Origin of the sequence: Streptomyces sp. NPDC001848, assembly GCF_042891915.1 — a bacterium.
Taxonomy (GTDB): Bacteria; Actinomycetota; Actinomycetes; order Streptomycetales; family Streptomycetaceae; genus Streptomyces.
Map to the genome: position 1 here is coordinate 86019 of NZ_JBIATP010000025.1, position 24675 is coordinate 110693.

24 protein-coding genes and 1 pseudogene are annotated in these 24675 nt (G+C 71.4%); 17 read left to right on the forward strand and 8 right to left on the reverse strand.

What is annotated here, in order from left to right; all coding sequences use genetic code 11:
- Window positions 1-317: 317 nt before the first annotated feature.
- Window positions 318-2057, reverse strand: coding sequence for a dolichyl-phosphate-mannose--protein mannosyltransferase (locus tag ACFYZJ_RS35825; protein ID WP_388575560.1), 1740 nt, complete (start codon window positions 2055-2057; stop codon window positions 318-320).
- Between the two features lie 62 nt (window positions 2058-2119).
- Here ACFYZJ_RS35825 and rsmI point away from each other — a divergent pair, with 62 nt between their 5' ends.
- The 6 genes from rsmI (at window position 2120) to ACFYZJ_RS35855 (ending at window position 8622) form a co-directional block, all read left to right on the forward strand.
- Window positions 2120-2995: a 16S rRNA (cytidine(1402)-2'-O)-methyltransferase gene (gene rsmI / locus ACFYZJ_RS35830; RefSeq protein ID WP_388575563.1), complete on the forward strand. Its 876-nt coding sequence runs from the start codon at window positions 2120-2122 to the stop codon at window positions 2993-2995.
- Window positions 2996-3782: 787 nt separating this feature from the next.
- Complete coding sequence (locus ACFYZJ_RS35835) at window positions 3783-4235, forward strand: hypothetical protein (protein WP_388575566.1); 453 nt, start codon at window positions 3783-3785, stop codon at window positions 4233-4235.
- 49 nt (window positions 4236-4284) lie between these two features.
- The gene (locus ACFYZJ_RS35840) at window positions 4285-5184 is read left to right on the forward strand and encodes a TatD family hydrolase (RefSeq protein WP_388575568.1); all 900 of its coding nucleotides are present in this window, start codon (window positions 4285-4287) and stop codon (window positions 5182-5184) included.
- Between the two features lie 142 nt (window positions 5185-5326).
- Window positions 5327-6799: a ubiquitin-like domain-containing protein gene (locus ACFYZJ_RS35845; protein WP_388575571.1), complete on the forward strand. Its 1473-nt coding sequence runs from the start codon at window positions 5327-5329 to the stop codon at window positions 6797-6799.
- 47 nt (window positions 6800-6846) lie between these two features.
- On the forward strand, window positions 6847-7728 hold the full coding sequence (gene rsmA / locus ACFYZJ_RS35850; RefSeq protein WP_388575574.1) for a 16S rRNA (adenine(1518)-N(6)/adenine(1519)-N(6))-dimethyltransferase RsmA: 882 nt from the start codon (window positions 6847-6849) through the stop codon (window positions 7726-7728).
- Window positions 7729-8622: a 4-(cytidine 5'-diphospho)-2-C-methyl-D-erythritol kinase gene (locus ACFYZJ_RS35855; RefSeq protein WP_388575576.1), complete on the forward strand. Its 894-nt coding sequence runs from the start codon at window positions 7729-7731 to the stop codon at window positions 8620-8622.
- Between the two features lie 10 nt (window positions 8623-8632).
- Here the strand turns inward: ACFYZJ_RS35855 and ACFYZJ_RS35860 are convergent.
- A pseudogene (locus ACFYZJ_RS35860) lies at window positions 8633-9000 on the reverse strand (hypothetical protein).
- Between the two features lie 156 nt (window positions 9001-9156).
- Between ACFYZJ_RS35860 and ACFYZJ_RS35865 the strand changes: the two are divergent.
- The 4 genes from ACFYZJ_RS35865 (at window position 9157) to ACFYZJ_RS35880 (ending at window position 12955) form a co-directional block, all read left to right on the forward strand.
- A complete protein-coding gene (locus ACFYZJ_RS35865) occupies window positions 9157-10962 on the forward strand; it encodes an ABC-F family ATP-binding cassette domain-containing protein (RefSeq protein WP_388575579.1) in 1806 nt (601 codons plus the stop codon).
- A gap of 110 nt (window positions 10963-11072) precedes the next feature.
- On the forward strand, window positions 11073-11261 hold the full coding sequence (locus ACFYZJ_RS35870) for a hypothetical protein (RefSeq protein WP_388575640.1): 189 nt from the start codon (window positions 11073-11075) through the stop codon (window positions 11259-11261).
- Window positions 11262-11321: 60 nt separating this feature from the next.
- Window positions 11322-12113 carry a hypothetical protein gene (locus ACFYZJ_RS35875; RefSeq protein WP_388575581.1) on the forward strand — a complete coding sequence of 264 codons (792 nt, stop codon included), beginning with the start codon at window positions 11322-11324 and terminating at the stop codon, window positions 12111-12113.
- Between the two features lie 158 nt (window positions 12114-12271).
- The gene (locus ACFYZJ_RS35880; protein ID WP_388575584.1) at window positions 12272-12955 is read left to right on the forward strand and encodes a LuxR C-terminal-related transcriptional regulator; all 684 of its coding nucleotides are present in this window, start codon (window positions 12272-12274) and stop codon (window positions 12953-12955) included.
- A 151-nt stretch (window positions 12956-13106) separates the two neighbouring features.
- Here ACFYZJ_RS35880 and ACFYZJ_RS35885 read toward each other — a convergent pair whose 3' ends face one another.
- Together ACFYZJ_RS35885 and ACFYZJ_RS35890 are read right to left on the reverse strand one after the other, a co-directional pair.
- Window positions 13107-13415, reverse strand: coding sequence for a hypothetical protein (locus ACFYZJ_RS35885; RefSeq protein WP_388575587.1), 309 nt, complete (start codon window positions 13413-13415; stop codon window positions 13107-13109).
- Window positions 13416-13435: 20 nt separating this feature from the next.
- Window positions 13436-15115, reverse strand: coding sequence for a sodium:solute symporter family protein (locus ACFYZJ_RS35890; protein ID WP_388575590.1), 1680 nt, complete (start codon window positions 15113-15115; stop codon window positions 13436-13438).
- Window positions 15116-15291: 176 nt separating this feature from the next.
- On the opposite strand from ACFYZJ_RS35890, the gene galT reads away from it, so the two are divergent.
- The 3 genes from galT to galK are packed head-to-tail and all read left to right on the forward strand — an operon-like array spanning window position 15292 to window position 18461.
- A complete protein-coding gene (gene galT, locus ACFYZJ_RS35895) occupies window positions 15292-16353 on the forward strand; it encodes a galactose-1-phosphate uridylyltransferase (RefSeq protein ID WP_388575592.1) in 1062 nt (353 codons plus the stop codon).
- Window positions 16350-17318, forward strand: coding sequence for a UDP-glucose 4-epimerase GalE (gene galE, locus ACFYZJ_RS35900; RefSeq protein WP_388575595.1), 969 nt, complete (start codon window positions 16350-16352; stop codon window positions 17316-17318). Before galT ends, galE begins: the two co-directional genes overlap by 4 nt.
- Complete coding sequence (gene galK / locus ACFYZJ_RS35905) at window positions 17319-18461, forward strand: galactokinase (protein WP_388575598.1); 1143 nt, start codon at window positions 17319-17321, stop codon at window positions 18459-18461.
- Window positions 18462-18473: 12 nt separating this feature from the next.
- Here the strand turns inward: galK and ACFYZJ_RS35910 are convergent, their stop codons facing one another.
- Complete coding sequence (locus ACFYZJ_RS35910; RefSeq protein WP_388575600.1) at window positions 18474-18929, reverse strand: GNAT family N-acetyltransferase; 456 nt, start codon at window positions 18927-18929, stop codon at window positions 18474-18476.
- 251 nt (window positions 18930-19180) lie between these two features.
- On the opposite strand from ACFYZJ_RS35910, the gene ACFYZJ_RS35915 reads away from it, so the two are divergent.
- A complete protein-coding gene (locus ACFYZJ_RS35915) occupies window positions 19181-19948 on the forward strand; it encodes a LuxR C-terminal-related transcriptional regulator (protein WP_388575603.1) in 768 nt (255 codons plus the stop codon).
- Here the strand turns inward: ACFYZJ_RS35915 and tamR are convergent.
- On the reverse strand, window positions 19907-20404 hold the full coding sequence (gene tamR, locus ACFYZJ_RS35920; RefSeq protein WP_388575606.1) for a MarR family transcriptional regulator TamR: 498 nt from the start codon (window positions 20402-20404) through the stop codon (window positions 19907-19909). The two genes, ACFYZJ_RS35915 and tamR, sit on opposite strands and share 42 nt — an antisense overlap.
- An 88-nt stretch (window positions 20405-20492) precedes the next feature.
- Here tamR and ACFYZJ_RS35925 point away from each other — a divergent pair, with 88 nt between their 5' ends.
- Both ACFYZJ_RS35925 and ACFYZJ_RS35930 read left to right on the forward strand, forming a co-directional pair.
- A complete protein-coding gene (locus tag ACFYZJ_RS35925; RefSeq protein ID WP_388575609.1) occupies window positions 20493-21302 on the forward strand; it encodes a trans-aconitate 2-methyltransferase in 810 nt (269 codons plus the stop codon).
- A 4-nt stretch (window positions 21303-21306) separates the two neighbouring features.
- Complete coding sequence (locus tag ACFYZJ_RS35930) at window positions 21307-21669, forward strand: VOC family protein (RefSeq protein WP_388575611.1); 363 nt, start codon at window positions 21307-21309, stop codon at window positions 21667-21669.
- A 545-nt stretch (window positions 21670-22214) separates the two neighbouring features.
- On the opposite strand, the gene ACFYZJ_RS35935 is transcribed toward ACFYZJ_RS35930, so the two are convergent.
- Both ACFYZJ_RS35935 and ACFYZJ_RS35940 read right to left on the reverse strand, forming a co-directional pair.
- Window positions 22215-22817 (reverse strand): TetR family transcriptional regulator, encoded by a 603-nt coding sequence (locus tag ACFYZJ_RS35935; RefSeq protein WP_388575637.1) that lies wholly within the window; start codon window positions 22815-22817, stop codon window positions 22215-22217.
- A 67-nt stretch (window positions 22818-22884) separates the two neighbouring features.
- On the reverse strand, window positions 22885-23895 hold the full coding sequence (locus ACFYZJ_RS35940; RefSeq protein WP_388575614.1) for an acyl-CoA desaturase: 1011 nt from the start codon (window positions 23893-23895) through the stop codon (window positions 22885-22887).
- Window positions 23896-24202: 307 nt separating this feature from the next.
- Between ACFYZJ_RS35940 and ACFYZJ_RS35945 the strand changes: the two genes are divergently transcribed.
- Window positions 24203-24675 (forward strand): phosphoenolpyruvate carboxylase (locus ACFYZJ_RS35945; protein WP_388575616.1); only part of this gene is annotated, 473 nt, incomplete at its 3' end.

A 24675-nucleotide genomic window follows, 5' to 3' on the forward strand; every position in this document is an offset into this window, starting at 1 on the left:
CAACCGTTCGCCGAGTCACCGGTGCACGCAGGCATGGTCAAGAACCTTCGGGTCCGAGGGTGTGCCGACTCCAGGGGGCGGGGGTCCGTCCGCAGGTGCGACACATTTCCCAGATGCGTTGCAGATCGGCTGTCGCCACCTCCGTGCCCGCGACTTCGCGAGGGGCGTGGCGCACGCCGCGCCCTCGTCATGTGTCCGTGCGGCTGGACCCAGGTGTCCAGCCCCATCCGCGACCGCCAGGAGTCGATCCCGCTGATGACCAACAACGACCACGAGGGCGCGGCCGACCGCCGCGCCCTCGTCGTGCGTCCGTCCGGCTAGACCCAGGTGTCCAGCCACATCCGCGCCCGCCACGAGTCCATCGGGATGGCCGTGCCCGTGTACAGGGGCCAGAAGTAGATGAAGTTCCAGGCGATCAGCAGGACCAGGACGCCCGCCCCCGCCGCTCCCGCGATCCGGCGGCGTTCGTCCGAGCCGGGCGGGCCGAGGAGGGCGCCGATCATCATCGCGACCGCCAGGCACAGGAACGGCACGAAGACGACCGCGTAGAAGTAGAAGATCGTGCGCTCCTGGTACATGAACCAGGGCAGGTAGCCGGCCGCGACGCCGCACGCGATGGCGCCCGCCCGCCAGTCGCGGCGGAACGCCCAGCGCCACAGCACGTACAGGAGCGCGAAGCAGGCCGCCCACCACAGCAGCGGGGTGCCGAGGGCGAGGACCTCGCGGGCGCACTTGCCGCCCGCGTCCGTGGGACAGCCCGCCTCACCCGGGTTCGGGGACTCGTAGAAGTACGAGACCGGGCGGCCCACCACGATCCAGCTCCACGGGTTCGACTGGTACGTGTGCGGGGACGTCAGCCCGACGTGGAACAGGTAGACCTCGTGCTCGTAGTGCCACAGGCTGCGCAGCCAGTCGGGCAGGAAGGTCCAGTCGCCGCCCTTGCCGTCGGTGGCCGCCCAGTTGCGGAAGTAGCCGCCGGAGCCGTCGGTGGGGGAGAGGATCCAGCCGGTCCAGGAGGCCAGGTACACCGCGAGCGCGACCGGGACCGTTGCCAGGAAGGTCAGGCCCGTGTCCCGCTTGAGGACCGTCACGTACGGGCGGCGGGCACCCGCGACCCGGCGCGCGCCCACGTCCCACAGCAGGGCCATCACGCAGAACGCGGCGAGGAAGTACAGGCCGTTCCACTTCGTGCCGATCGCGAGGCCGAGCATCAGGCCCGCCAGCCAGCGCCACGGGCGCCACCCGAAGCGGGTGGTCTCGGCGGTGTGCGCGTCCGGGCGCACCCGGCCGTCCGTGTCCACCGGGAGGGCCGCCGCCAGCCTGGCGCGCGTTCGGTCCCGGTCGACGAGCAGGCAGCCGAAGGCCGCGAGCACGAAGAACTCCAGAACCCCGTCGAGCAGCGAGGTACGGCTCATCACGAACTGCAGCCCGTCGACCGCCAGCAGCCCGCCCGCCAGACAACCCAGGAAGGTGGACCGGAACAGGCGACGGCCGATACGGCACAGCAGCAGCACCGCCAGCGTGCCGAGCAGGGCCGTCATGAAGCGCCAGCCGACCGGGTTGAAGCCGAAGATCAGCTCGCCCAGGCCGATGACGTACTTGCCGACCGGCGGATGCACGACGTACGCGGCGTCCGTGGGGACCGGCACATGGCCGTGGTGCTGGAGGATGAGGTTGTTGGCGTCCTTGGCCCAGTTCGCCTCGTACCCGTTGTGGACGAGCGCCCACGCGTCCTTCGCGTAGTACGTCTCGTCGAATATCACCGCCCTGGGACTGCCCAGGTTCCAGAACCGCATCAGCCCCGCGATCAGCGTGACGAGCAGCGGGCCGCCCCACGCCGACCAGCGCGTGATCCGTACGGCGACGTCCGGCCCCAGGCCGATCGGCGCCCAGATGCGCGGGCTGGGCCGGGTGTACGGCGGCACGAGCCGGTCACGGACGTCGCTTCTCGGGCGCGCCGCGTATCCGAAACGGCGCAGCCGCTGCTGCCACGACGGCCGTGGGTCTGTGGTGGCCTGGCCCTGCCGGGTGTCCGTGGAGGACGCGGTACTGGTCACCGCGCCATCGTAGGGAACAGGTCTGTGTGAGTCCCGTGGACGGCGCCTGCGAGGATGGAAACGTGACAGTTGCCTCTGGGACTACGTCCGGAACCCTGGTCCTCGCCGGTACTCCCATCGGGGACATCGCGGACGCGCCGCCGCGGCTCGCCGAGGAACTGGCCACCGCCGATGTGATCGCCGCCGAGGACACGCGCCGGCTGCGCCGGCTCACCCAGGCGCTGGACGTCCAGCCGGCCGGGCGTGTCGTGTCGTACTTCGAGGGCAACGAGTCCGCCCGGACACCGGAGCTGGTCGAGGCGCTGGCGGGCGGGGCACGGGTGCTGCTCGTCACGGACGCGGGGATGCCGTCCGTGTCGGACCCCGGATACCGCCTGGTGGCCGCCGCCGTGGAGAAGGACATCCGGGTGACCGCCGTGCCGGGGCCGTCCGCCGTGCTCACCGCGCTGGCGCTGTCCGGGCTGCCGGTGGACCGGTTCTGCTTCGAGGGGTTCCTGCCGCGCAAGGCGGGTGAGCGGCTGTCGCGGCTCCGGGAGGTCGCCGAGGAGCGGCGCACCCTCGTCTACTTCGAGGCCCCGCACCGGCTGGACGACACGCTCGCCGCGATGGCGGAGGTGTTCGGGGCCGAGCGGCGGGCCGCCGTGTGCCGCGAGCTGACCAAGACGTACGAGGAGGTCAGGCGCGGCCCGCTGCGGGAGCTGGCGGCGTGGGCCGCCGAGGGGGTACGGGGCGAGATCACGGTCGTGGTGGAAGGCGCCGGCGAGAAGGCCCCCGAGGAACTGGACGCCGCCGAGCTGGTGCGCCGGGTGCACGTCCGGGAGGAGGCCGGGGAGCGCCGCAAGGAGGCCATCGCGGCGGTCGCGGCGGAGGCGGGCCTGCCGAAGCGGGCGGTCTTCGACGCGGTGGTGGCGGCGAAGAACGCGAACGCGGCGGGCTGAGCGTCGTCGCTCCGCGATCGCTGCCGGGAGGTGTTTCGGTTCTCGGTCCCGGCCGCCTGCCGGGAAAGGTGGTCCCGGCCGCCCGGCGGGAAAGGTGGCCCCGGCCGCTTGCCGGGAAGGTGGGCCCGGCGCCCGGTCGGTGGCCGCCCGCCGGGGAAGGTGGTCCCGGCCGCTTGCCGGGAAGGTGGGCCCGGCGCCCGGCCGGGGCAGTGGCTCCAGTCTGCTGCGGGAAAGGTGGGTCCGGGCCCGCAGCCGGGAGGGGGGTTCCGGCGCCCGGCCGGGGCAGTGGCTCCAGTCTGCTGCGGGAAAGGTGGGTCCGGGCCCGCAGCCGGGAGGGTGGTTCCGGCGCCCCGTCGGAAAGGTGGCCCCGGCCCCCCGCCGGAAAGGTGGCCCGGCCCCTTGCCGGAAATGGCGTCCCGGCCCCCTCCCAGGACGGCCCCGGGGATTCCGCGGGCGTCCTGGCCGTGCGTGCCGGGGTCGCCGCTCGCCCCCGTGATGGGGCTCATACCGCCTCTGAGCAGGGCGCATCTCTCCTGAGCGTGCGCCCCATAGGGCGGCAAAGGGCTGTCGTCGAAGGCAAAGCCGGAGCGGGGCGATCGGGTGAGTTTGGCAAGTAAAGTCCAAATCGCCTCCAACACTCGACAGCTCCGCTCCCGCTCTCGCCGGTGAGGGCGTCCACTGGGGGACAGGGACGTACCCGTCCCTCGCCCACCGTGGGACCGCGCGGGATTCCGGGGGGAAGCCCGCACCGCGGGGGGCGCTTGTCCGATGGACAAGAGGAGCTGGAATGAGCGAGATATCAGGGCGGACCGGCCAGGCCACCGCGGCCGGCCAGGTCACAGGGCAGCCCGACCGCAGCGCGGCGACCGCCGTCGTCCACGAGTCCTATTCCTTCGCGTGCATGCGCTGCGGGCACGGCTGGGAGCAGTCGTACGAGATAGAGCACCACCTCGACGCGGACGGCAACGAGTTCGTGATGTACGTGGCGAACGGCCGCGTCGTCCCCTCTCCGCTGAGCCGCCCGGCCTGCCAGAACTGCGACAGCCACGTGGTGCGCATCATGCGCCCGGGCCAGGTGTCCTCCGTGCAGAACTCCCTGCACCGGCACCCCGGCCCCCTCCCGCAGGTCGACGGCGGGAACCGGGAGGCGCCTCCCACACAGGCGAAGGACACCGACGGCCACCACTGGCACTTGTCGGACCTGCTCCATCCGTTCCAGAACCACCGCAGGGCGGGCTGACGGCTCCTGCCGTACGAGGGGCGGCATGCCCCTTTCGTAGGATCGGGGCATGCCTTCCCGAGCGTCCGACACATCGGAAAAGTCTGACAAGAACGCGCCGCCACCGCTTCCCGCGCCCCTCGGCGTACCCGTCGCCGACTCCCACACCCACCTCGACATGCAGTCCGGCACGGTGGAGGAGGGCCTCGCCAAGGCGGCGTCGGTCGGCGTGACGACGGTCGTACAGGTCGGCTGCGATGTGCGGGGCTCGCGGTGGGCCGCCGAGACCGCCGCGGCGCACGACTCCGTGCACGCGGCCGTGGCCCTGCACCCGAACGAGGCTCCGCGCATCGTGCTCGGCGACCCCGACGGCTGGTCCCGGCAGGGCGCCCGGGAGCCGGGCGGGGACGCGGCGCTGGACGAGGCGCTCGCCGAGATCGACCGTCTCGCCGCTCTGCCGCAGGTCAAGGGCGTGGGCGAGACCGGGCTCGACTACTTCCGCACCGGGCCTGAGGGCAAGGCCGCCCAGGAGCGTTCCTTCCGCGCCCACATAGAGATCGCCAAGCGGCACGGCAAGGCGCTGGTGATCCATGACCGCGAGGCCCACGCCGACGTGCTGCGCATCCTGAAGGAGGAGGGCGCGCCGGAGCGGACCGTCTTCCACTGCTACTCGGGTGACGCCGAGATGGCCGAGGTCTGTGCGCGGAACGGGTACTTCATGTCGTTCGCCGGCAACGTGACCTTCAAGAATGCCCAGCCCCTGCGCGACGCCCTCGCCGTGGCCCCCCTCGACCTCGTTCTGGTGGAGACCGACGCGCCGTTCCTGACGCCGGCGCCGTACCGCGGACGGCCGAACGCGCCCTACCTCATCCCGGTCACGGTCCGGGCCATGGCCGCGGTGAAGGGTGTCGAGGAGGACACGCTGGCGGCGGCCGTCGCGCGCAACACGGCCCGCGCGTTCGGGTACTGACCGCCCGACCGGGGTCGGCCCGGCGGCGAGTGTCCGCCCGGGGCCCGTGTCGCGACACCGAGTAACGGCGTTGCTTTGGAGAGTGACGGCCAGCCGCTAGGTTCTGGTCGCCCGTGTCGGAACCTCTCTGGAGCGTGTCGTCGTGAGCAACCGGCAGTACTCGCCGTTCGGGGCGTACGAGGGCCGTGAGGACCGTGAGGCCCCCGGTCACGCCCACCCGGACACGTACCGGCCCGCGTACGAGGCCCGCGCCCGCGCGGCGGCGCGCGCCATGGAGATAACGGTCCGCTCGCCCCGCCGGCTGCCGGACGCCGTCCCGCGCCCCTCAGGGCGTGCCGAGCCGGACGCCGTCCCGCGCCCCTCAGGGCGTGCCGAGCCGGACGCGGTCCCCCGCCCCTCAGGGCGTGCCGAGCCGGACGCGGTCCCCCGCCCCTCAGGGCGCGCCCAGCCGGACGCCGTCCCGCCCCCTTCAGGGCGCGCCCAGGCCCGGCACGCGGCGCGTCGCCGAAAGGGCGGCGCACGCCCCGACTCCGTGCGCCGTCTGATCCCGCAGGCGCTCGTCGTCGCGTTCCTCGCCGGCGGCACCACCGCCTTCGTCGCCAACGACAAGGCCGTCGAGCTGACCGTGGACGGCCGCACCCGCACCCTGCACACCTTCGCCGCCGACGTCGGCGAACTGCTCGCCCAGGAGGGCGTGAAGGTGGGCGACCGCGACCTCGTCGCCCCCGCGCCCGGAACACCGCTCGTCGGCGGCGACGAGGTCGCGGTGCGCTACGGCCGCCCCGTGTGGCTCACCATCGACGGCGTCCGACGCGAGGTGTGGACGACGGCGCCCACCGTCGAGGCCGCGCTCCGGCAGTTCGGGGTGCGCGCGGAGGGCGCCTACCTGTCGACCTCACGCTCCCAGGGGATCGGCCGCGACGGGCTCGAGGTGGACGTCCGCACCGAGCGCACGGTGACGGTCCTGGCGGACGGACAGGCGCGCACCATCCGGACCAACGCGGCGACCGTCCGCGAGGCCGTCGCCCAGGCCGGGGTCGTGCTGTACCGGCAGGACACGACGTCCGTGGCAGCGGACAGCTTCCCGCACGACGGGCAGACGGTGACCGTGCTGCGGGTGACCGGATCCCAGGAGGTCCGCGAGGAGCCGATCCCGTTCGCCGTACGGCGCACCAAGGACCCGACCCTGCTCAAGGGCACCGAAGTGGTCGCACGCCCCGGGCAGGCGGGCGCGCGCCGGGTCACGTACGCCCTGCGCACCGTCAACGGCGTGAAGGAGACCCCGCGGCGGGTCAGGGACGAGGTGGTGCGGGAGCCGCAGACACAGCTCGTACGGATCGGCACCAAGCCGCGCCCGGACCTGGTGGAGGGCGCGGAGAACCTGAACTGGACGGGGCTCGCGGCCTGTGAGTCCGGCAGCCGCGCCCACGCGGTGGACCCGTCGGGCACATACGGCGGCCTCTACCAGTTCGACCGACGCACATGGCGCAGTCTCGGCGGCTCGGGCCGGCCGCAGGACGCCCCCGCGGAGGAGCAGACGTACCGGGCGAAGAAGCTGTACGCGCGCCAGGGGACCAGCCCGTGGCCGCACTGCGGGTCACGGCTGTACCGGTGACGGTGCCACCGGCCGAGGGGCTCGGTCCCGCCCCGTAGGCTTGCCCCGTGAGCAGCCCCACCCCCGACGCCCTGCTGGGCCCCGCCGACATCCGTGAGCTGGCGGCGGCCCTCGGCGTACGCCCCACCAAACAGCGCGGCCAGAACTTCGTCATCGACGCCAACACCGTGCGGCGCATCGTGCGCACCGCCGAAGTGCGGCCCGACGACGTCGTCGTGGAGGTGGGACCCGGGCTCGGCTCGCTGACGCTGGCGCTGCTGGAGGTCGCCGAGCGCGTCACCGCAGTCGAGATCGACGACGTGCTGGCGGCCGCGCTGCCCGCGACCATCGCGGCGCGCATGCCGGAGCGCGCCGAGCGGTTCGCGCTGGTGCACTCCGACGCGCTGCACGTCCGCGAGCTGCCGGGCCCCGCGCCCACCGCGCTGGTGGCGAACCTGCCCTACAACGTCGCCGTGCCCGTCCTGCTCCACATGCTCGACACCTTCCCGAGCATCGAGCGCACGCTGGTGATGGTGCAGTCCGAGGTCGCCGACCGGCTCGCCGCCGCACCCGGGTCGAAGGTGTACGGGGTGCCGTCCGTGAAGGCCAACTGGTACGCCGAGGTCAAGCGCGCCGGGGCCATCGGGCGCAACGTCTTCTGGCCCGCGCCGAACGTCGACAGCGGGCTGGTCTCGCTGGTGCGGCGCACCGAGCCGATCAAGACCACCGCGTCGAAGGACGAGGTGTTCGCGGTCGTGGACGCGGCGTTCGCCCAGCGGCGCAAGACGCTGCGGGCCGCGCTCGCGGGTTGGGCGGGGTCGGCCCCGGCGGCGGAGGCGGCGCTGGTGGCCGCCGGCATCTCACCGCAGGCGCGCGGCGAGTCGCTGACGGTGGAGGAGTTCGCGCGTATCGCGGAGGCGGCGAAAGATGCGACAGGGGAGTCCGAGTAAGTGAGCGTGACCGTACGCGTCCCGGCCAAGGTCAATGTGCAGCTCGCGGTGGGCGGTGCCCGCCCCGACGGCTTCCACGACCTGGCGAACGTCTTCCTGGCCGTCGGCCTGTACGACGAGATCACGGTGACCCCGGCCGACGAGCTGAGCCTCACCTGCTCGGGGCCGTACACGGAGCAGGTACCGCTCGACCGTACGAACCTGGCGGCGCGGGCGGCGCTGGCACTCGCGGAACGCCGCGGCCTCGATCCGGCCGTGCACATCCACATCGCCAAGGACATCCCGGTCGCCGGGGGCATGGCGGGCGGCAGCGCGGACGGGGCGGGCGCGCTGGTGGCCTGCGACGCGCTGTGGGGGGCCGGAGCCCCGCGTGAGGAACTGCTGGAGATCTGCGCCGAGTTGGGCAGCGACGTGCCGTTCAGCCTGGTGGGCGGGGCGGCGCTGGGCACGGGGCGGGGCGAGAGGCTCACGGCGCTGGAGGTCGGGGGCACCTTCCACTGGGTGTTCGCGACGGCCGGGCGGGGCCTGTCCACCCCGGCGGTCTTCCGGGAGTTCGACCGCCTGAACGCGGGGGTGCGGATCCCCGAGCCGGTCGCGTCCCAGGACCTCCTGGAGGCGCTGGCGAAGGGGGACGCGGGCGCGCTGGCGGCGACGCTCTCGAACGACCTTCAGCCGGCGGCGCTGTCCCTGTTCCCGGAGCTGGCGGAGACGCTGGCGGCGGGGCGGGCGGCTGGGGCGCTGGCGGGGCTGGTGTCGGGGTCGGGGCCTACGACGGCGTTCCTCGCGCGGGACGCGTCCGCTGCGGAGGAGGTCGCGGGGGCGCTGGTGGCGTCCGGAACGTGCAGCTCGGCTCGGGTGGCGGTGGCGCCGGCGGTCGGGGCGACGGTGGTCTGAGGGGTGGATCTCAGAGGTCGTCGATGGCGGTGAGGTCGATGTCGATGTCGTAAGGCACGCTGACCTTGACGTGGTCGTGGTGGATGCCGGTCAGCGCATAGGCGCCGGTCGCCTCACCGCGTTCGTAGACCTGGACAACCGGGTGGTCGTCCTGACCCGCCATTTCCACCAGCCAGTAGGCACTGTCCGCCGCAGTCCGTTGACCAGCGGGTCGATCGCATCGGCGTGGAAGATGCGCCGCGGGCTCACGAAGACCAGGCTCCCGTCGATCAGTTCGGTGTGCGGCGGGAGATCCGGCAGCGTGAACAGGTCATCCACGGTGTAACCGTCCATCGGCGGCATCGGCCGGCGAGACCGCTCGGTGGACTCGGCGATCATGGTTCCTCCCATGGACGCGATCCTGCGGCCTGCCTTCCCGCCGTAGCCGTCGATCACGAACCAGTCACCACATAGAGTGACGATCACCGCGCGCCCCGCTCCCTCCCCCGGAGGCCCTACGCTTGAAGGCTGATCGATCCCCGCGTCAGGAGTGAAATGGCCGTCAACCTGGTCAATGTCGAGAACGTCAGCAAGGTGTACGGCACCCGTGCCCTGCTGGACGGCGTCTCGCTCGGCGTGTCCGAAGGGGACCGGATCGGGGTCGTCGGGCGCAACGGCGACGGCAAGACCACCCTGATCCGGATGCTCGCCAAGCTGGAGGAGGCCGACACCGGCCGCGTCACCCACTCCGGCGGGCTCCGCCTCGGGGTGCTCACCCAGCACGACTCCCTCGACCCGGCCGCCACCGTCCGCCACGAGGTCATCCGGGACATGGCCGACCACGAGTGGGCGGGCAACGCGAAGATCCGCGACGTGCTCACCGGCCTCTTCGGCGGACTCGACCTGCCCGGGTTCCCCCAGGGGCTCGACACCGTGATCGGCCCCCTCTCCGGCGGCGAGCGGCGCCGTATCGCGCTCGCCAAGCTGCTGATCGCCGAGCAGGACCTGATCGTCCTCGACGAGCCCACCAACCACCTCGACGTCGAGGGCATCGCCTGGCTCGCCCAGCACCTGCGCGAGCGCCGCTCCGCGCTGGTGTGTGTCACCCACGACCGCTGGTTCCTCGACCAGGTGTGCACCCGCATGTGGGACGTGCAGCGCGGCACGGTCCACGAGTACGAGGGCGGCTACTCCGACTACGTCTTCGCCCGCGCGGAGCGGGAGCGCATCGCCGCCTCCGAGGAGGCCAAGCGGCAGAACCTGATCAGGAAGGAGCTGGCGTGGCTGCGGCGCGGCGCCCCCGCCCGCACCTCCAAGCCCCGCTTCCGCGTCGAGGCCGCCAACGAACTGATCCAGGACGTGCCGCCGCCCCGCGACAGCAGCGAGCTGATGAAGTTCGCGTCGTCGCGGCTCGGCAAGACGGTGTTCGACCTTGAGGACGTCACCGTCCAGGCCGGCCCGAAGGTGCTGCTCAAGCACGTCACCTGGCAGCTCGGCCCCGGCGACCGCATCGGTCTCGTCGGGGTGAACGGCGCCGGCAAGACCTCCCTGCTGCGCGCCATGGCGGACGCCGCGCGCAGCGAGGGCGAGCAGCAGCCGGCGGGCGGCCGGATCGCCGTGGGCAGGACCGTCAAGCTCGCGTACCTCTCCCAGGAGGTCGCCGAACTCGATCCGACCTGGCGGGTCCTCGAGGCCGTGCAGCGGGTGCGGGAGCGGGTCGACCTCGGCAAGGGACGGGAGATGACCGCCGGGCAGCTGTGCGAGACGTTCGGCTTCACCAAGGAGAAGCAGTGGACGCCGGTCGGCGACCTGTCCGGCGGTGAGCGGCGGCGGCTGCAGCTGCTGCGCCTGCTCATGGACGAGCCCAACGTCCTCTTCCTCGACGAGCCCACCAACGACCTCGACATCGAGACCCTCACCCAGCTCGAGGACCTCCTCGACGGCTGGCCCGGCTCGATGATCGTGATCTCCCACGACCGCTTCTTCATCGAGCGCACCACCGACAAGGTGTACGCCCTCCTCGGCGACGCCACGCTGCGGATGCTGCCCCGCGGCATCGACGAGTACCTGGAGCGGCGCCACCGCATGGAGGAGGCCGCCGCGGCGGCCGTCGCCCCCGCACCCGCGGCGGCCAAGCCGACGGCGTCCGCCGCCGACGCCCGCGCCGCGAAGAAGGAACTCCAGCGGATCGAGCGCCAGTTGGACAGGATCGCCGAGCGGGAGGGCAAGCTCCACCAGCAAATCGCCGACAACGCCACCGACTTCGAGAAGGTGGCCGAACTCGACTCTGAACTCCGGAAGTTGGCGGGTGAGCGTGAGGAGCTGGAGCTGCGCTGGCTGGAACTCGCGGAGGACGCCTAGGCGTTGGGCGGGAGTCCTTCACGCGCCGAGTGAGACACGTGAAGGGGCGTAACGAGGGCATCACGGGCCGGTCCTCCCTTGGGAACAGGGGCAGGACCGGCCCCCTCTTCGTGGCGGCCCCAGTGATAGAAAGGTCCGTCCGAGAACAGCCCGAGGACCACCGGCGTGGCGGAAAACGAGCACCGCGGGCGTGGGGACACACCAGTGAAGAGGGGGACGGGCGCCTCTACCTCTCCACCACCCGGCTGACGGGCGGCACCCGGTCCGAGGAGAAGCTGATGCTGGCCTACGGCAAGTGAGCGGCCCGTGACCCGCCCGTCCCCGCCCACTGTTCCCGCGTCCCTCGAGGTACTCACGCCATGAGCCAGCCGCCACCCCCTCCCCACCAGCCGCCCCCGCCGCCCCACCAGCCGCCGCCGGGCAGCGGTTTCGGCGCCCCTCAGCCCCCGCCGCCGGGCGGCTTCGGCGCACCCCAGCCGCCGCCCGCCCAGGGACCGGGCTACGGCTACCCGCAGCCGCCGGCCCCGCCCGAGCCGGGATACGGGCATCCGCAGCAGCCGGCCTACGGCCACCCGAACCAGCAGCCCGGCTACGGCTATCAGCATCCGCCGATGGACCCCGTACCGCCGCAGGTCATCCCGGGCGGCGGTCGCAGGGGACCGGGCGCCACGGTGTGGATCGTCGTCGCCGCGGTCGCGGCCATCGCGCTGGTCGTCGGTGTCGGGGCCTGGTACGCGAACAGCTCCTCCGGCAGCGCCACGGGCGGCGGCTCCGCGTCCGGTGCCGGTGGCGGTCAGGGAAGCGGCGCCGGCAGCTCCGGTTCGGGCCGGGAGAAGGTGCCGGCCGACCCCAGCGCCAAGGTGCTCTTCCGGATACCGGCGCCGCAGATCAAGGACAGACAGGAGATCGACAACGTCGCGGGCTCCTGGCTGACCGGCGCCGTCTATGCCAAGGCCGGCATCAACAAGATCGTTGTCCCTCGGCAAGGACTTGGTCAGCAAGCCGTTCACGGAGGACCAGAAGTCGTACACCGCGCTCGGCTTCGGTGCGAAGTAGCGCGTACGCGGCGCGCGGCGAAGGCCTCGCTCCTGTTCGGGTGCGAGGCCTTTCACGTACCCCTCATCAGGCGCCATTGGGCGGGATTTCGGTAATCCGGGGCACTTCTGGCCGGTTGGGGAAGCGCAATGTCGAACAAGCGTGTAGCTTCCGGGGGCATGAAGGGCGGGGGGTGCGCCGGGGGGCTTCTGTCCATGCGGGCCAGTGGGCATCCATAGTGGGCATCCATGGGGGGGGACTGGGGGGTTGCTCGATGGGAGTGCGGCTCATGGTGGTCGATGACCACCGACTGCTCGCCGAGGCGTTGGCCTCGGCTCTGAAGCTGCGGGGGCACCGGGTGCTCGCCGCGGCGGCGCCCGCCGCGGGGGCGGCGGACCTGGTGATCAGCAGGGCGCCCGAGGTGTGTCTGCTGGGCACGGCGGCACCCGCGGAGCCGGGCGCCTTCGACCCGGTGGTGCGCATCAAGCGGGAGCGCCCGCAGGTGGCGGTGCTGGTCCTCGGCCCGGTGCCGAGTCCGCGCGGGATAGCGGCCGCGTTCGCCGCCGGCGCCTCCGGTTACGTACGCCATGACGAGCGCATCGAGGGCGTCGAGCGGGCCATCATGAAGGCGCGGGCGGGCGAGGCGGCCGTGGCGCCGCAGTTGTTGCAGGGCGCGTTCGACGAACTGCTCAATCCGGCCGCGCAGCCGGACGACGAGGGCCAACGCCTGCTGCAGATGCTGACCCCGAGGGAGGTCGAGGTCCTGGTCCGGGTGGCCGACGGCGAGGACACCCGCCTGATCGCGGCGGGTATGGGCATCGCCCCGTCCACGGCCCGCACCCATGTCCAACGGGTTCTGATGAAACTGGGCGTGGGCTCCCGCCTGGAGGCGGCGGCGCTGGCCGCGCGGACGGGGCTGCTGGACCGGGCGGGGCCCATCAAGCCCGGAAGCGAGTAGCCGGGGGTGCGCCCCCCTAGGGGCGCGGGGCTGCGAAACTCGGCGGCTCCGCCGCGTGAGCACGGGCGCGACCAGCCGCGGAGGTCCCGCAGCCGACGTACGACGCGCAGTTCCCCGGCACCTCCCGAGCGGAGCAGAGCCGCGCCGCGCGCTACTCCGGCCTCTCCTCCGACACCTCGGCAGCCGACGGCGGAGCTATCGGCCTCAGCTTGAGCCAGAGCAGGAACAGCAGCCCCAGGATCAGCATCCCGAGGCCCGTCCACAGGTTGATGTTGACGCCCTCCGCCTTGCGGATCGCCGCGTCGGAGGCCGTGAAGCCCGCGATCATCACGATGACGCCGTAGAGAACGAACAGGCCGCCGATGATGCGGCGGAGGTCGAAGATGCGTGCCGCGGTGGCGGACTTGCCTTCCAGCTCGGTGACGTGGCGCTGGACGTCGTGTTCGGAGTACTCGGACATGGTCGGTCAATCCTCCGCGGTCAGAGCGAGAACGGGATGTAGCAGGCGGCGGCGAGGACGACCGCGCCCCAGCCGAGCAGGGCGGGCCTGCGGTACCAGGCGTCGTCGCCCGCGGAGGGCGGCTCCGCCATGCCCGGCGACCGGGTGCCGTAGACGAGACCCTGGAGCTGGTCCTCCGGCTTCGGCCTGGTGAACAGCGAGACCGCGACCATCACGACCGCGCCGGCCACGAAACCGGCGATCGCGGAGACGAAGTTGGCGCCCTGGTCGGAGGGGATGGAGATGATGCCGTGCTTGTAGATGACGAAGTAGTTCACCATCGCGGTCACCGTGCCGGCGAGCAGGCCCCAGAAGCCCGACTTCGCGGACGCGCGCCTCCAGAACATGCCGACGATGAACACCACGAACATCGGCACGTTGAAGAAGGAGAACAGCGTCTGCAGGTAGCTCATGATGTTCGAGAACGACGACGCCAGGAACGCCGTGCCGATCGACGCCAGCACGCCGATCGCCGTGATGAGGCGGCCGAAGCGGACGTAGTACGTGTCCTCGCGGTCCTTGACGATGTACCGCGCCCAGATGTCGTTGGTGAAAACCGTGTTGAAGGACGACACGTTGGCCGCCATGCCCGCCATGAAGGCCGCCAGCAGACCGGTCACCGCGATGCCGAGGACGCCGTTGGGCAGCAGCTCCTGCATCAGGTACGGGATCGCGTCGTTGTACTGCAGGGACGAGCCGGGCATGCCGATCTTCGGGACCAGGACGGCGGTCACCAGGCCGGGGATCATCACCAGGAACACGATGAAGATCTTCGGGAACGCGGCGATCAGCGGGGTGCGCTGGGCCGCGGAGAGGTTCTTCGCGGACAGGGCGCGCTGCACCTCGGCGAAGTTGGTGGTCCAGTAGCCGAAGGACAGCACGAAGCCGAGGCCGAGGACGATGGTCAGCCAGTTGGCGCCGAGCGGGTTGGTGTGCCCGATCCCGGTGCCGCCCCAGGCGGTGACGAAGTCGTGGCCGTGGGTCTTGGTGAGCTTGTCGGTCAGGCCGCCCCAGCCGCCGACCTTCTTCAGGCCGAGCACGGTGATCGGGATGAGCGCCGCCAGGATCACGAAGAACTGCAGCACCTCGTTGTAGATCGCCGACGACAGGCCGCCGAGGGTGATGTACGCGAGCACGAAGAAGCCGGCGACCACGATCGCCACCCACTGCGGCCAGCCCAGGAGCGCCTGCACGACGATCGCGAGGGCGTAGAGGTTCACGCCCGCGATGAGGATCGCGGCGAACGCGAACAGGATCGAGCTCAGCAGGTGCGCCCCCTTGTCGAAGCGCAGCAGCAGGAACTCCGGCACCGAGCGGACCTTGGAGCCGTAGTAGAACGGCATCATCACCAGGCCCAGGAACACCATGGCCGGGATGGCGCCGATCCAGTACCAGTGCACGGTGTAGGCGCCGTACTGGGCGCTGTTGGCGGCCATGCCGAGGATCTCGGTGGCGGCCAGGTTGGCCGAGATGAACGCCAGACCGGTGATCCAGGCGGGCAGGGAGCGGCCGGACAGGAAGAAGTCGAGGCTGGTCTTCACCGAGCGGCGGGCGGCGAAGCCGATGCCGAGCACGACCGCGAAGTAGATCCCGAGGATCGCGTAGTCGAGCCCGTTCGTGGGGAGGCGTAGCCCGGCTGCCAGATATGTGGGGGTTTGCATGAGAACTCGCTTCGTTGCGTGAACCAATCAGTCCGGAACCTACGCCCTCACGTTCGATATTTGAACACTTCTGATGATGGTCTTTGTTGGATTGTGACGTTGACGACCGTGGTGAGTTGTGTTTTGGTGTGTTGGGTTATGTTTGAAGGGTGAGTGGCTCGAATGGAGAGTCGAACGTGAAGAAGACCTCGACCCGGCTGGCCGACGGTCGTGAGCTCATCTACTACGACCTGCGCGACGACGTCGTGCGGGACGCAGTCGACCGCCGGCCGCTCGAGCGGACCGTCACGACCTCCCAGATCCGCCAGGACGTGCTGCTCGGCGACTCCGTCGCCATCGCCTCGCACCGCCAGGGCCGCACCTACCACCCGCCGGCCGACGAGTGCCCGCTGTGCCCTTCCCGGGACGGCAGGCTGAGCGAGATCCCGGACTCCTCGTACGACGTCGTCGTCTTCGAGAACCGCTTCCCCTCGCTCGCCGGCGACTCCGGCCGCTGCGAGGTCGTCTGCTTCACCTCCGACCACAACGCCTCCTTCGCCGACCTGACCGAGGAGCAGGCGGGCCTGGTCCTGGACGCCTGGACCGACCGCACCGCCGAGCTTTCCCACCTGCCGGCCGTCGAGCAGGTCTTCTGCTTCGAGAACCGCGGCGCGGAGATCGGCGTGACCCTCGGCCACCCGCACGGGCAGATCTACGCGTACCCCTTCACCACCCCCCGCACCGCCCTCATGCTGCGTTCGCTGGCCGCCCACAAGGAGGCGACCGGCGGGGAGAACCTGTTCGACGCGGTCCTGGAGCGTGAACTCGCCGACGAGCGGATCGTCCTGCAGAGCGACCACTGGGTGGCGTTCGTGCCGTACGCCGCGCACTGGCCCTACGAGGTCCACCTCTACCCCCGCCGTCGCGTCCCCGACCTGCTCGCGCTCGACGAGGCGGCACGCACAGAGTTTCCCAAGGTCTACCTGGAACTCTTGAAGCGCTTCGACCGGATCTTCGGCGAAGGTGAGCCTCCGACGCCGTACATCGCCGCCTGGCACCAGGCGCCGTTCGGCACACTGGACGAGTTCGACGGGGTGACCAGGGACGACTTCGCGCTCCACCTCGAGCTTTTCACCATTCGCCGCACTTCCGGCAAGCTGAAGTTCCTCGCGGGTTCCGAGTCCGGCATGAACGTGTTCATCAACGACGTGCCGCCGGAGGCCGCGGCCCGGCGACTGCGAGAGGTAGCGAGTTCATGAGTGGGAAGTACCTGGTCACCGGCGGCGCCGGCTATGTGGGCAGCGTGGTCGCGCAGCACCTGCTGGAGGCCGGCCACGAGGTCGTCGTCCTCGACAACCTCTCCACCGGCTTCCGCGAGGGCGTGCCGGCCGGTGCTTCCTTCATCGAGGGCGACATCCGCGACGCCGCCAAGTGGCTGGACGCCTCCTTCGACGCGGTCCTGCACTTCGCCGCGTTCTCGCAGGTCGGCGAGTCGGTCGTGAAGCCGGAGAAGTACTGGGACAACAACGTCGGCGGCACCATGGCCCTGCTCGGCGCCATGCGCGAGGCCGGCGTGCGCAAGCTCGTCTTCTCCTCCACCGCGGCCACCTACGGCGAACCGGTCAACACCCCGATCACCGAGGCCGACCCGACCGCGCCGACCTCCCCCTACGGCGCCTCCAAGCTCGCCGTCGACCACATGATCACCGGCGAGGCGGCCGCACACGGCCTGGGCGCCGTCTCCCTGCGCTACTTCAACGTCGCCGGCGCCTACGGGGCCTACGGCGAGCGCCACAACCCCGAGTCCCACCTCATCCCGCTCGTCCTCCAGGTCGCGCAGGGCAGGCGAGAGGCGATCTCGATCTTCGGCGACGACTACCCGACCCCGGACGGCACCTGCATCCGCGACTACATCCACGTCGCCGACCTCGCCGAGGCGCACCTGCTCGCCCTCGACGCCGCCGGCCCCGGCGAACACCTGATCTGCAACCTCGGCAACGGCAACGGCTTCTCGGTGCGCGAGGTCATCGAGACGGTGCGTCAGGTCACCGGGCACCCGATCCCCGAGGTCGTGGCCCCGCGCCGGGGCGGCGACCCGGCGGTCCTGGTCGCCTCCGCGGCCACCGCCCGCGAGAAGCTCGGCTGGAATCCGTCCCGCGCGGACCTCGCGGGGATCGTCGCGGACGCGTGGCAGTTCGCACAGAACATCGCAAGGGAGCAGTAGGTGGGAGTGCGCGAGGGCTTCGGGGAGATCTACGGGACGGCTCCCGAAGGCGTCTGGGCGGCACCGGGCCGGGTCAACCTGATCGGCGAGTACACGGACTTCAACGAGGGCTTCGTGATGCCGCTCGCGCTGCCGCACACGGCGGTCGCGGCGGTCTCGCGGCGCACCGACGGCGTGCTGCGGCTGCACTCGGCGGACATCGAGGGCCCCGTCGTCGAACTGCACGTCGACGAACTGCAGCCGCTGACCAACACCAGCTGGGCCGCGTACCCGGCGGGCGTGGTCTGGGTGCTGCGCGAAGCGGGGCACCCGATCACCGGCGCGGACGTCCATCTGTCCTCGACGGTGCCGACGGGCGCCGGCCTGTCCTCCTCGGCGGCGCTGGAGGTCGTCATCGCCCTCGCGCTCAACGACCTGTACGGGCTGGGCCTGACCGGCCCGGAGCTGGCCAGGATCGCGCAGCGCGCCGAGAACGACTTCGTGGGCGTGCCCTGCGGGATCATGGACCAGATGGCGTCGGCGTGCGCGACGGACGGCTACGCACTGCACCTGGACTGCCGTGACCTGTCCCTCCGGCAGATCCCCTTCGACCTGGCCTCCCAGGGCCTGACGCTGCTGGTCGTGGACACCCGGGTGAAGCACGCGCTGGGCGACGGGGCGTACGCCGAGCGGCGCGCGGGCTGCGAGGAGGGCGCACGGCAGCTGGGCGTCTCGCACCTGCGGGACGTGGCGTACGAAGACCTGGACTCCGCGCTCGCGCGCCTGTCGGACGAACGGGTGCGCCGCTATGTGCGCCACGTCGTCTCCGACGACCACCGGGTGGAGCAGGTCGTCCGGCTGCTGGACGCGGGCGGGGCCCGCGCGATCGGCCCGGTCCTGACCGACGGCCACCTCTCCCTCCGGGACGACCTGCGGATCTCCTGCCCGGAGCTGGACCTGGTGGTGGACACCGCGAACGCCGCCGGCGCGCTGGGGGCCCGGATGACGGGCGGCGGCTTCGGCGGCTCGGCGATCGTGCTGACGGAGGCGTCGGACACGGACACGATCACCAAGGCGATCGAGGAGGCGTTCGCCGCCGCCGGGTTCACGGCACCGCGGGTGTTCCCGGCGGTGCCGTCGGCGGGGGCGCGTCGCCTGAGCTGATCCCGTCCCGGCTCAGTCCAGCCGCTTCGTCAGCGTGTACTCCGTGATCCCCGGCGGATAGTCGGGGATCACGCACACCACCTCGTACCCCTGTTTCCGGTAGAACTCCGGCGCCTGGAAGTCCCACGTCTCCAGGCGGCACGCCGTGCAGCCGCGCTCCTCGTGGGCCGTCCGCTCCGCCTGCGCCAGCAGCCGCGTGCCGAGGCCCGCGCCGCGGTGGCGCTCGTCCACCCACAGGTACGCGACGTGCAGCCACGTCGTCCAGGTGTGCCCGACCAGCCCGCCCGCCACCTCCCCCGCCGCGTCCAACGCCCACACGTGGAGCGGGACATCACGCTCCGCCGGGGTGCCACGCAGGGCGCGCAGCACCGGGGACGCCGCCGTGTTCGTGTCGCGCAGCCGAGCCCGGAGCAGATCCCGCCGCTCCTTGTCGACTTCTGTCTCGATACGAAACATGCGCCTCACCATAAACGCGTCGGCCGACCAGTTCTGCAAATCTCCTTCCGCTCCAGGCCGGCGGCCCTACCCTGGGAAACAGCGCCGGTGGGGGCCGGTGCTGATCAGGGGGCGAGACAGTCGGGTACGACGCCCGAGGCGGGGGTAGCAGTTCCAGCACGGCGGCGGCCGTGCCGCTGCCTTACCCGTCCCAGGTGAAAATCCGGGGAGCGCTCCGGGCGCCGTATCCGCGCCCGGCTGTCCCCCGAACAGTGGGGGTGTCAGTGGTTCGCATCCGAGTTCTGGTCGTCGACGATCACCGCATCTTCGCCGAGTCCCTCGCCGCCGCCCTGGCGGCCGAACCGGACGTCGACGTGTCCGCGGCCGGCAGCGGCCCGGCCGCGCTGCGCTGCCTGGAGCGGGCTGCCGCGGAGGGCCGCAGATTCGACGTGATGCTCGTCGACGCGGACCTCGGGGGCAACGTCCCCGGCTCACGCCCGGCGGTCCCCGTCCAGGAGGGCGACGAGGACGGGCTCGTCGACGGCCTCTCCCTCGTCGCCGGCGTCCGCTCCGGCCAGCCGAACGTGCGGACCGTCGTCCTCGCCGAGAAGGACGACCCGCGCCGCGCCGCCCTCGCCCTGCAGGCCGGCGCCTCCGGCTGGGTCGCGAAGGACTGCTCGCTGCAGCGGCTGCTCACGGTCATCCGCGGCGTCCTGCGGGACGAGACGCACCTGCCGCCCGCCCTGCTCACCGGGGTGCTGCGGGAGCTGACCGCGGCCCGCAAGCACCGCACCGAGAGCGAGCGCCTGGTGGAGTCCCTCACGCCCCGGGAGCGGGAGGTGCTGCGGTGCATGGTCGCCGGACTCGGCCGCAAGGCGGTCGCCGAGCGGCTGTTCCTGTCCCCGCACACCGTCCGCACGCACATGCAGAACGTGCTGGGGAAGCTGGGCGTCCACTCGACCCTCGCCGCCGTCGCCCTGGCGCGCCGCGCCGGGGTAGGGCCGGTCGACCTAGCCGGGGATGTTGTCGAACGGGGCGGTCAGCTGGCGTAGCAGCGCCGCCAGCTCACCGCGCTGGGCCGAGCTCAGCTCGGAGAGGATCGCGCGCTCCTGGTCGAGGAGTCCGGCGAGGGCCTGGTCGGCCCGGTCCCGGCCCTCGTCCGTGAGCCGCACCAGCACGCCCCGGCGGTCGCTGGGGTCCGGGAGCCGCTCGACCAGGCCCTTCTTCGCCAGGCGGTCGATGCGGTTCGTCATCGTGCCGGAGGTGACCAGCGTCTGGGTGAGCAACTGGCCGGGGGAGAGCTGGTAGGGGTTGCCGGCCCGGCGGAGCGCGGTGAGGACGTCGAACTCCCAGGGCTCCAGGCCGTGCTCCGAGAACGCCAGTCGGCGTGCGCGGTCCAGATGCCGGGCCAGTCTGCTGACCCGGCTGAGCACCTCGAGCGGTTCCACGTCGAGGTCCGGACGTTCCCTGCGCCACGCCGCGACCAGCCGATCGACCTCGTCCTCCATGCGATCAGTGTAGTGGTTGTGTCGACGTGAAGTCTCTTGATACCGAATATCTTGACATCGAGATAAGTGGCCGAGGAGAGTGAGAGGCATGACCAAGCCGAACGAACCGACCTGGGACCCGGCCCAGTACCTCCGCCACGCCGACCACCGCGCCCGCCCCTTCACCGACCTGCTCTCCCGCGTGCCCGGCCTGCCCGGTAACCCGCCCCGCATCGCCGACCTCGGCTGCGGCCCCGGCAACGTCACCGCCCTGCTCGCCGACCGCTGGCCCACCGCGCACATCACCGGCTACGACAACTCCTCGGAGATGCTCGCGAAGACCGACGCCTACGCGGGCCCCACACCCGGCGGCGGCCGCCTGGACTTCGCGCACGCCGACGCCCGCACCTGGACGCCGCAGGAGCCGTACGACCTGATCGTCAGCAACGCCACCCTGCAGTGGGTACCCGGACACGCCGGGCGGTTCGCCGAGTGGGTCAGAGCCCTCAAGCCGGGCGGCACCTTCGCCTTCCAGGTCCCCGGCAACTTCGCCTCCCCCAGCCACCGGCTGATGCGCGAACTCGCCCACTCGCCCCGCTGGAAGGACCGCCTCGCCCAAACCCTGCGCCACGACGACGCGGTCCTCACCCCCGAGGCGTACCTGCACCACCTCACCGCGCTCGGCTGCGCGGCGGACGTCTGGGAGACCACGTATCTGCATCTGCTGCAGGGCGAGGACCCGGTCCTCGACTGGGTGAAGGGCACCGGGCTGCGGCCCGTCCTCACCGAGCTGGGGGAGGAGGCGGAGGAGTTCGTCGCCGACTACCGGACGGTCCTGCGCGAGGCGTACCCGGCGACCGAGCACGGCACCGTGTTCCCGTTCCGCCGCATCTTCGCCGTCGCCACGAAAGGGGCCTGATCTGATGCTGACCGCCGTCGACCACGTCCAGCTCGCCGCCCCGCCCGGCTCCGAGGACCGGCTGCGTGCGTACTACGTGGACGTCCTCGGCATGACGGAGATCCCGAAGCCGCCGGTGCTCGCCGCGCGCGGCGGCTGCTGGTTCCAGGCGGGTGCCGTGCAGCTCCATCTGGGCATCGAGGATGATTTCCGCCCCGCGAAGAAAGCCCACCCGGGGCTGCGGGTCACGGGCATCGAGGCGTACGCGGCGCGGCTCGCCGCCCACGGGGCGCCGGTCACCTGGGACGACAACCTGCCGGGACACCGGCGCTTCTACTCGGAGGATCCGGTGGGGAACCGGCTGGAGTTCCTGGAGCCCCTTGAGTAGATGATCACTCGTTCGGATGATCAGTTGCGGTACGGGCGTCACCGGGGGTTTCGCGTCCATAGCGTTCGGGTGTCGCGTGTGCCGCAGTGGCGCCCGCGCCCAGACTCATGGAGGAGGTGCTCGGAGACGGCGAACACGCAGTGTGGCACGACGGTAACGTCATCCACCGGCCCAAGGATTGGGTCCCTGACCTCTTCGTCGCCCCTTCGGACGCGGACGAGATCTCCGACGAGGACGACCTCGGCATCGAGGCCGCGCACGTTTCCGTGGTGTTCGGGGTCGTCTCACCCGGTCGCCAGAACATCGAGCGTGACCGAGTGCGCAGGCGCCGCGAGTACGCGCGGGCAGGTAGCCCCATCCACGTCATCGTCGACGACTTCGACGAGGGGGGCGCCGTGCTCGTCCTGACTGCGCCGAACCGGAAGAAGGGCGTATGTGGACGAGCATCGTGTCCTGTACGGCACGGACGTCATCATCCCCTTCGGCCCCGCCCAGGGCTTCACCATCGGCGAAGCGATCACCCGCCGCTGACCGCCCACCCGCCCTCAGCTCTTACGGTGACCTATCAGCCGCGGCTTCTGCTCCAGCCCGTCCAGCCCGTGCCACGCCAGGTTCACCAGATGCGCGGCGACCTCCGCCTTCTTCGGCCGGCGCACGTCCAGCCACCACTGCCCCGTCAGCGCCACCATCCCCACCAGCGCCTGCGCGTACAGCGGCGCCAGCTTCGGGTCGAAGCCGCGGCTCTTGAACTCGCGGCCCAGAATGTCCTCCACCTGCGTCGCGATGTCCGAGATCAGCGACGCGAAGGAACCCGTCGACTGCGGGATGGGCGAGTCCCGGACCAGGATCCGGAAACCGTCCGTGTACTCCTCGATGTAGTCCAGCAGGGCGAACGCGGCCTGCTCGCACAGCTCACGCGGGTGCCCGGCGGTCAGGGAGCTGGTCACCATGTCCAGCAGGCGCCGCATCTCGCGGTCCACCACCACCGCGTACAGCCCCTCCTTGCCGCCGAAGTGCTCGTACACCACCGGCTTGGAGACCCCGGCCTTCGCCGCGATCTCCTCCACCGACGTGCCCTCGAACCCCTTCGCGGCGAACAGCGTGCGACCGATCTCCAGCAACTGCTGGCGGCGCTCCGCACCGGTCATCCGGGTACGGCGTGCGCGCCGCGGCTTGTCGCTGCTGGGGGTGCTGGAGTCGGTCGCCACACCGCCATCATGCCGTGCCGGCGGTCACCTTCCCGCGTCGGGAGCCACTCCCGTCACTGTGGCGACGCGAATCGATACGCGAGCGTGACGGCCAGCGCACGTCGTAGGCCCAGCCCAGCCGCTCGAACCAGCGGATGATCCGCGCCGAGGAATCCAGCTGGCCCCGCTCCACCCCGTGCCGCGCCGACGTCGGGTCCGCGTGGTGCAGGTTGTGCCAGGACTCCCCGCACGACAGGATCGCCAGCCACCACACGTTGCCCGAACGGTCCCGCGACTTGAACGGCCGCTTGCCCACCGCGTGGCAGATCGAGTTGATCGACCACGTCACGTGGTGCAGCAACGCCACCCGGACGAGCGACCCCCAGAAGAACGCGGTGAACGCACCCCACCACGACATCGTCACCAGCCCGCCGATCAGCGCCGGCAGCACCAGCGACAGGGTCGTCCACAGCACGAACTGGCGGGAGATCGCCCGCATCGCCGGGTCCTTGATCAGGTCCGGGGCGTACTTGTCCTGCGGTGTCTGCTCCTCGTCGAACATCCAGCCGACATGGGCCCACCACAGGCCCTTCATCAGCGCCGGAACCGTCTCCCCGTACCGCCACGGGGAGTGCGGGTCGCCCTCCGCGTCGGAGAACTTGTGGTGCTTGCGGTGGTCGGCCACCCAGCGCACCAGCGGCCCCTCCACGGCCATCGACCCCGCGATCGCCAGCGCGATCTTCAAGGGCCGCTTCGCCTTGAACGAGCCGTGCGTGAAGTGACGGTGGAAACCGACCGTGATGCCGTGACAGCCCAGGAAGTAGAAGAAGACCAGCAGGCCCACATCGAGCCAGCTCACCCCCCATCCCCACGCCAGCGGCACCGCCGCGAGAAGCGCCAGGAACGGGACGGTGATGAACAGCAGCAGCGTGATCTGCTCGATCGAGCGCTTCTGCTCGCCACCCAGCGTCGCGGAGGGCAGCGAAGAGTCGTCGTTCGCCTTCGGGGCGTCTTCGATCACATCGGAGCTTGTGGTCATGGGGCGTCCCCTGTGGGGTCGAGGGTCAAGACAAATGCCCGGATACGGCACCGGTGTGCTCCCGGCACCTGACGGGAGACCTACGGTTCCGTAACCTACGGCGTCGTAAGTATGGCAGTGCGTCGCCCGGCGGCAAGAGCCCGAGAGCCAGCGCGTCCGCATCGCCACCTATCCTTGGAGTCGGTCGGACAGCGCGGTCCGCTCTGATTTCTTCCCGGATGCCCGTCCCGTATGCGGCACCCGCCGCGCACGGCACCCATCCGGGTCCCCCTCCGGATGAGCTTCAACACTGCAAGGAGCCGCACCTGTGAGCAGTGCCGACGACCAGACGACGACCAGCAGTGAACTGCGCGCCGACATCCGCCGACTGGGCGACCTGCTCGGTGAGACCCTCGTCCGCCAGGAGGGCCCCGAACTCCTGGAGCTGGTCGAAAGGGTTCGCAGGCTGACCCGCGAGGACGGCGATGCCGCCGCGGAACTGCTGCGCGGAACCGAACTTCAGACCGCCGCCAAGCTGGTGCGCGCCTTCTCCACCTACTTCCACCTGGCCAACGTCACCGAACAGGTGCACCGAGGCCGTGAACTGCGCGCCAAGCGCGCCGCCGAGGGCGGCCTGCTCTCCCGCACCGCCGACCGCCTCAAGGACGCCGACCCCGACCACCTGCGCGAAACCGTCCGCAACCTCAACGTGCGCCCCGTCTTCACGGCGCACCCCACCGAGGCCGCGCGCCGGTCCGTCCTCAACAAGCTCCGGCGCATCGCCGCACTCCTGGAAACCCC

Excerpts from the sequence above, each read along its gene's own strand:
- ACFYZJ_RS35835 (WP_388575566.1), top strand. The coding sequence starts at position 3,783 with ATGAGCGAGATATCAGGGCGGACCGGCCAGGCCACCGCGGCCGGCCAG.
- ACFYZJ_RS35840 (WP_388575568.1), top strand. The coding sequence starts at position 4,285 with ATGCCTTCCCGAGCGTCCGACACATCGGAAAAGTCTGACAAGAACGCG.
- ACFYZJ_RS35865 (WP_388575579.1), top strand. The coding sequence starts at position 9,157 with ATGGCCGTCAACCTGGTCAATGTCGAGAACGTCAGCAAGGTGTACGGC.
- ACFYZJ_RS35875 (WP_388575581.1), top strand. The coding sequence starts at position 11,322 with ATGAGCCAGCCGCCACCCCCTCCCCACCAGCCGCCCCCGCCGCCCCAC.
- ACFYZJ_RS35880 (WP_388575584.1), top strand. The coding sequence starts at position 12,272 with ATGGGAGTGCGGCTCATGGTGGTCGATGACCACCGACTGCTCGCCGAG.
- ACFYZJ_RS35885 (WP_388575587.1), bottom strand. The coding sequence starts at position 13,415 with ATGTCCGAGTACTCCGAACACGACGTCCAGCGCCACGTCACCGAGCTG.
- ACFYZJ_RS35890 (WP_388575590.1), bottom strand. The coding sequence starts at position 15,115 with ATGCAAACCCCCACATATCTGGCAGCCGGGCTACGCCTCCCCACGAAC.
- galE (WP_388575595.1), top strand. The coding sequence starts at position 16,350 with ATGAGTGGGAAGTACCTGGTCACCGGCGGCGCCGGCTATGTGGGCAGC.
- ACFYZJ_RS35910 (WP_388575600.1), bottom strand. The coding sequence starts at position 18,929 with ATGGTGAGGCGCATGTTTCGTATCGAGACAGAAGTCGACAAGGAGCGG.
- tamR (WP_388575606.1), bottom strand. The coding sequence starts at position 20,404 with ATGGAGGACGAGGTCGATCGGCTGGTCGCGGCGTGGCGCAGGGAACGT.
- ACFYZJ_RS35925 (WP_388575609.1), top strand. The coding sequence starts at position 20,493 with ATGACCAAGCCGAACGAACCGACCTGGGACCCGGCCCAGTACCTCCGC.
- ACFYZJ_RS35930 (WP_388575611.1), top strand. The coding sequence starts at position 21,307 with ATGCTGACCGCCGTCGACCACGTCCAGCTCGCCGCCCCGCCCGGCTCC.
- ACFYZJ_RS35935 (WP_388575637.1), bottom strand. The coding sequence starts at position 22,817 with ATGACCGGTGCGGAGCGCCGCCAGCAGTTGCTGGAGATCGGTCGCACG.
- ACFYZJ_RS35940 (WP_388575614.1), bottom strand. The coding sequence starts at position 23,895 with ATGACCACAAGCTCCGATGTGATCGAAGACGCCCCGAAGGCGAACGAC.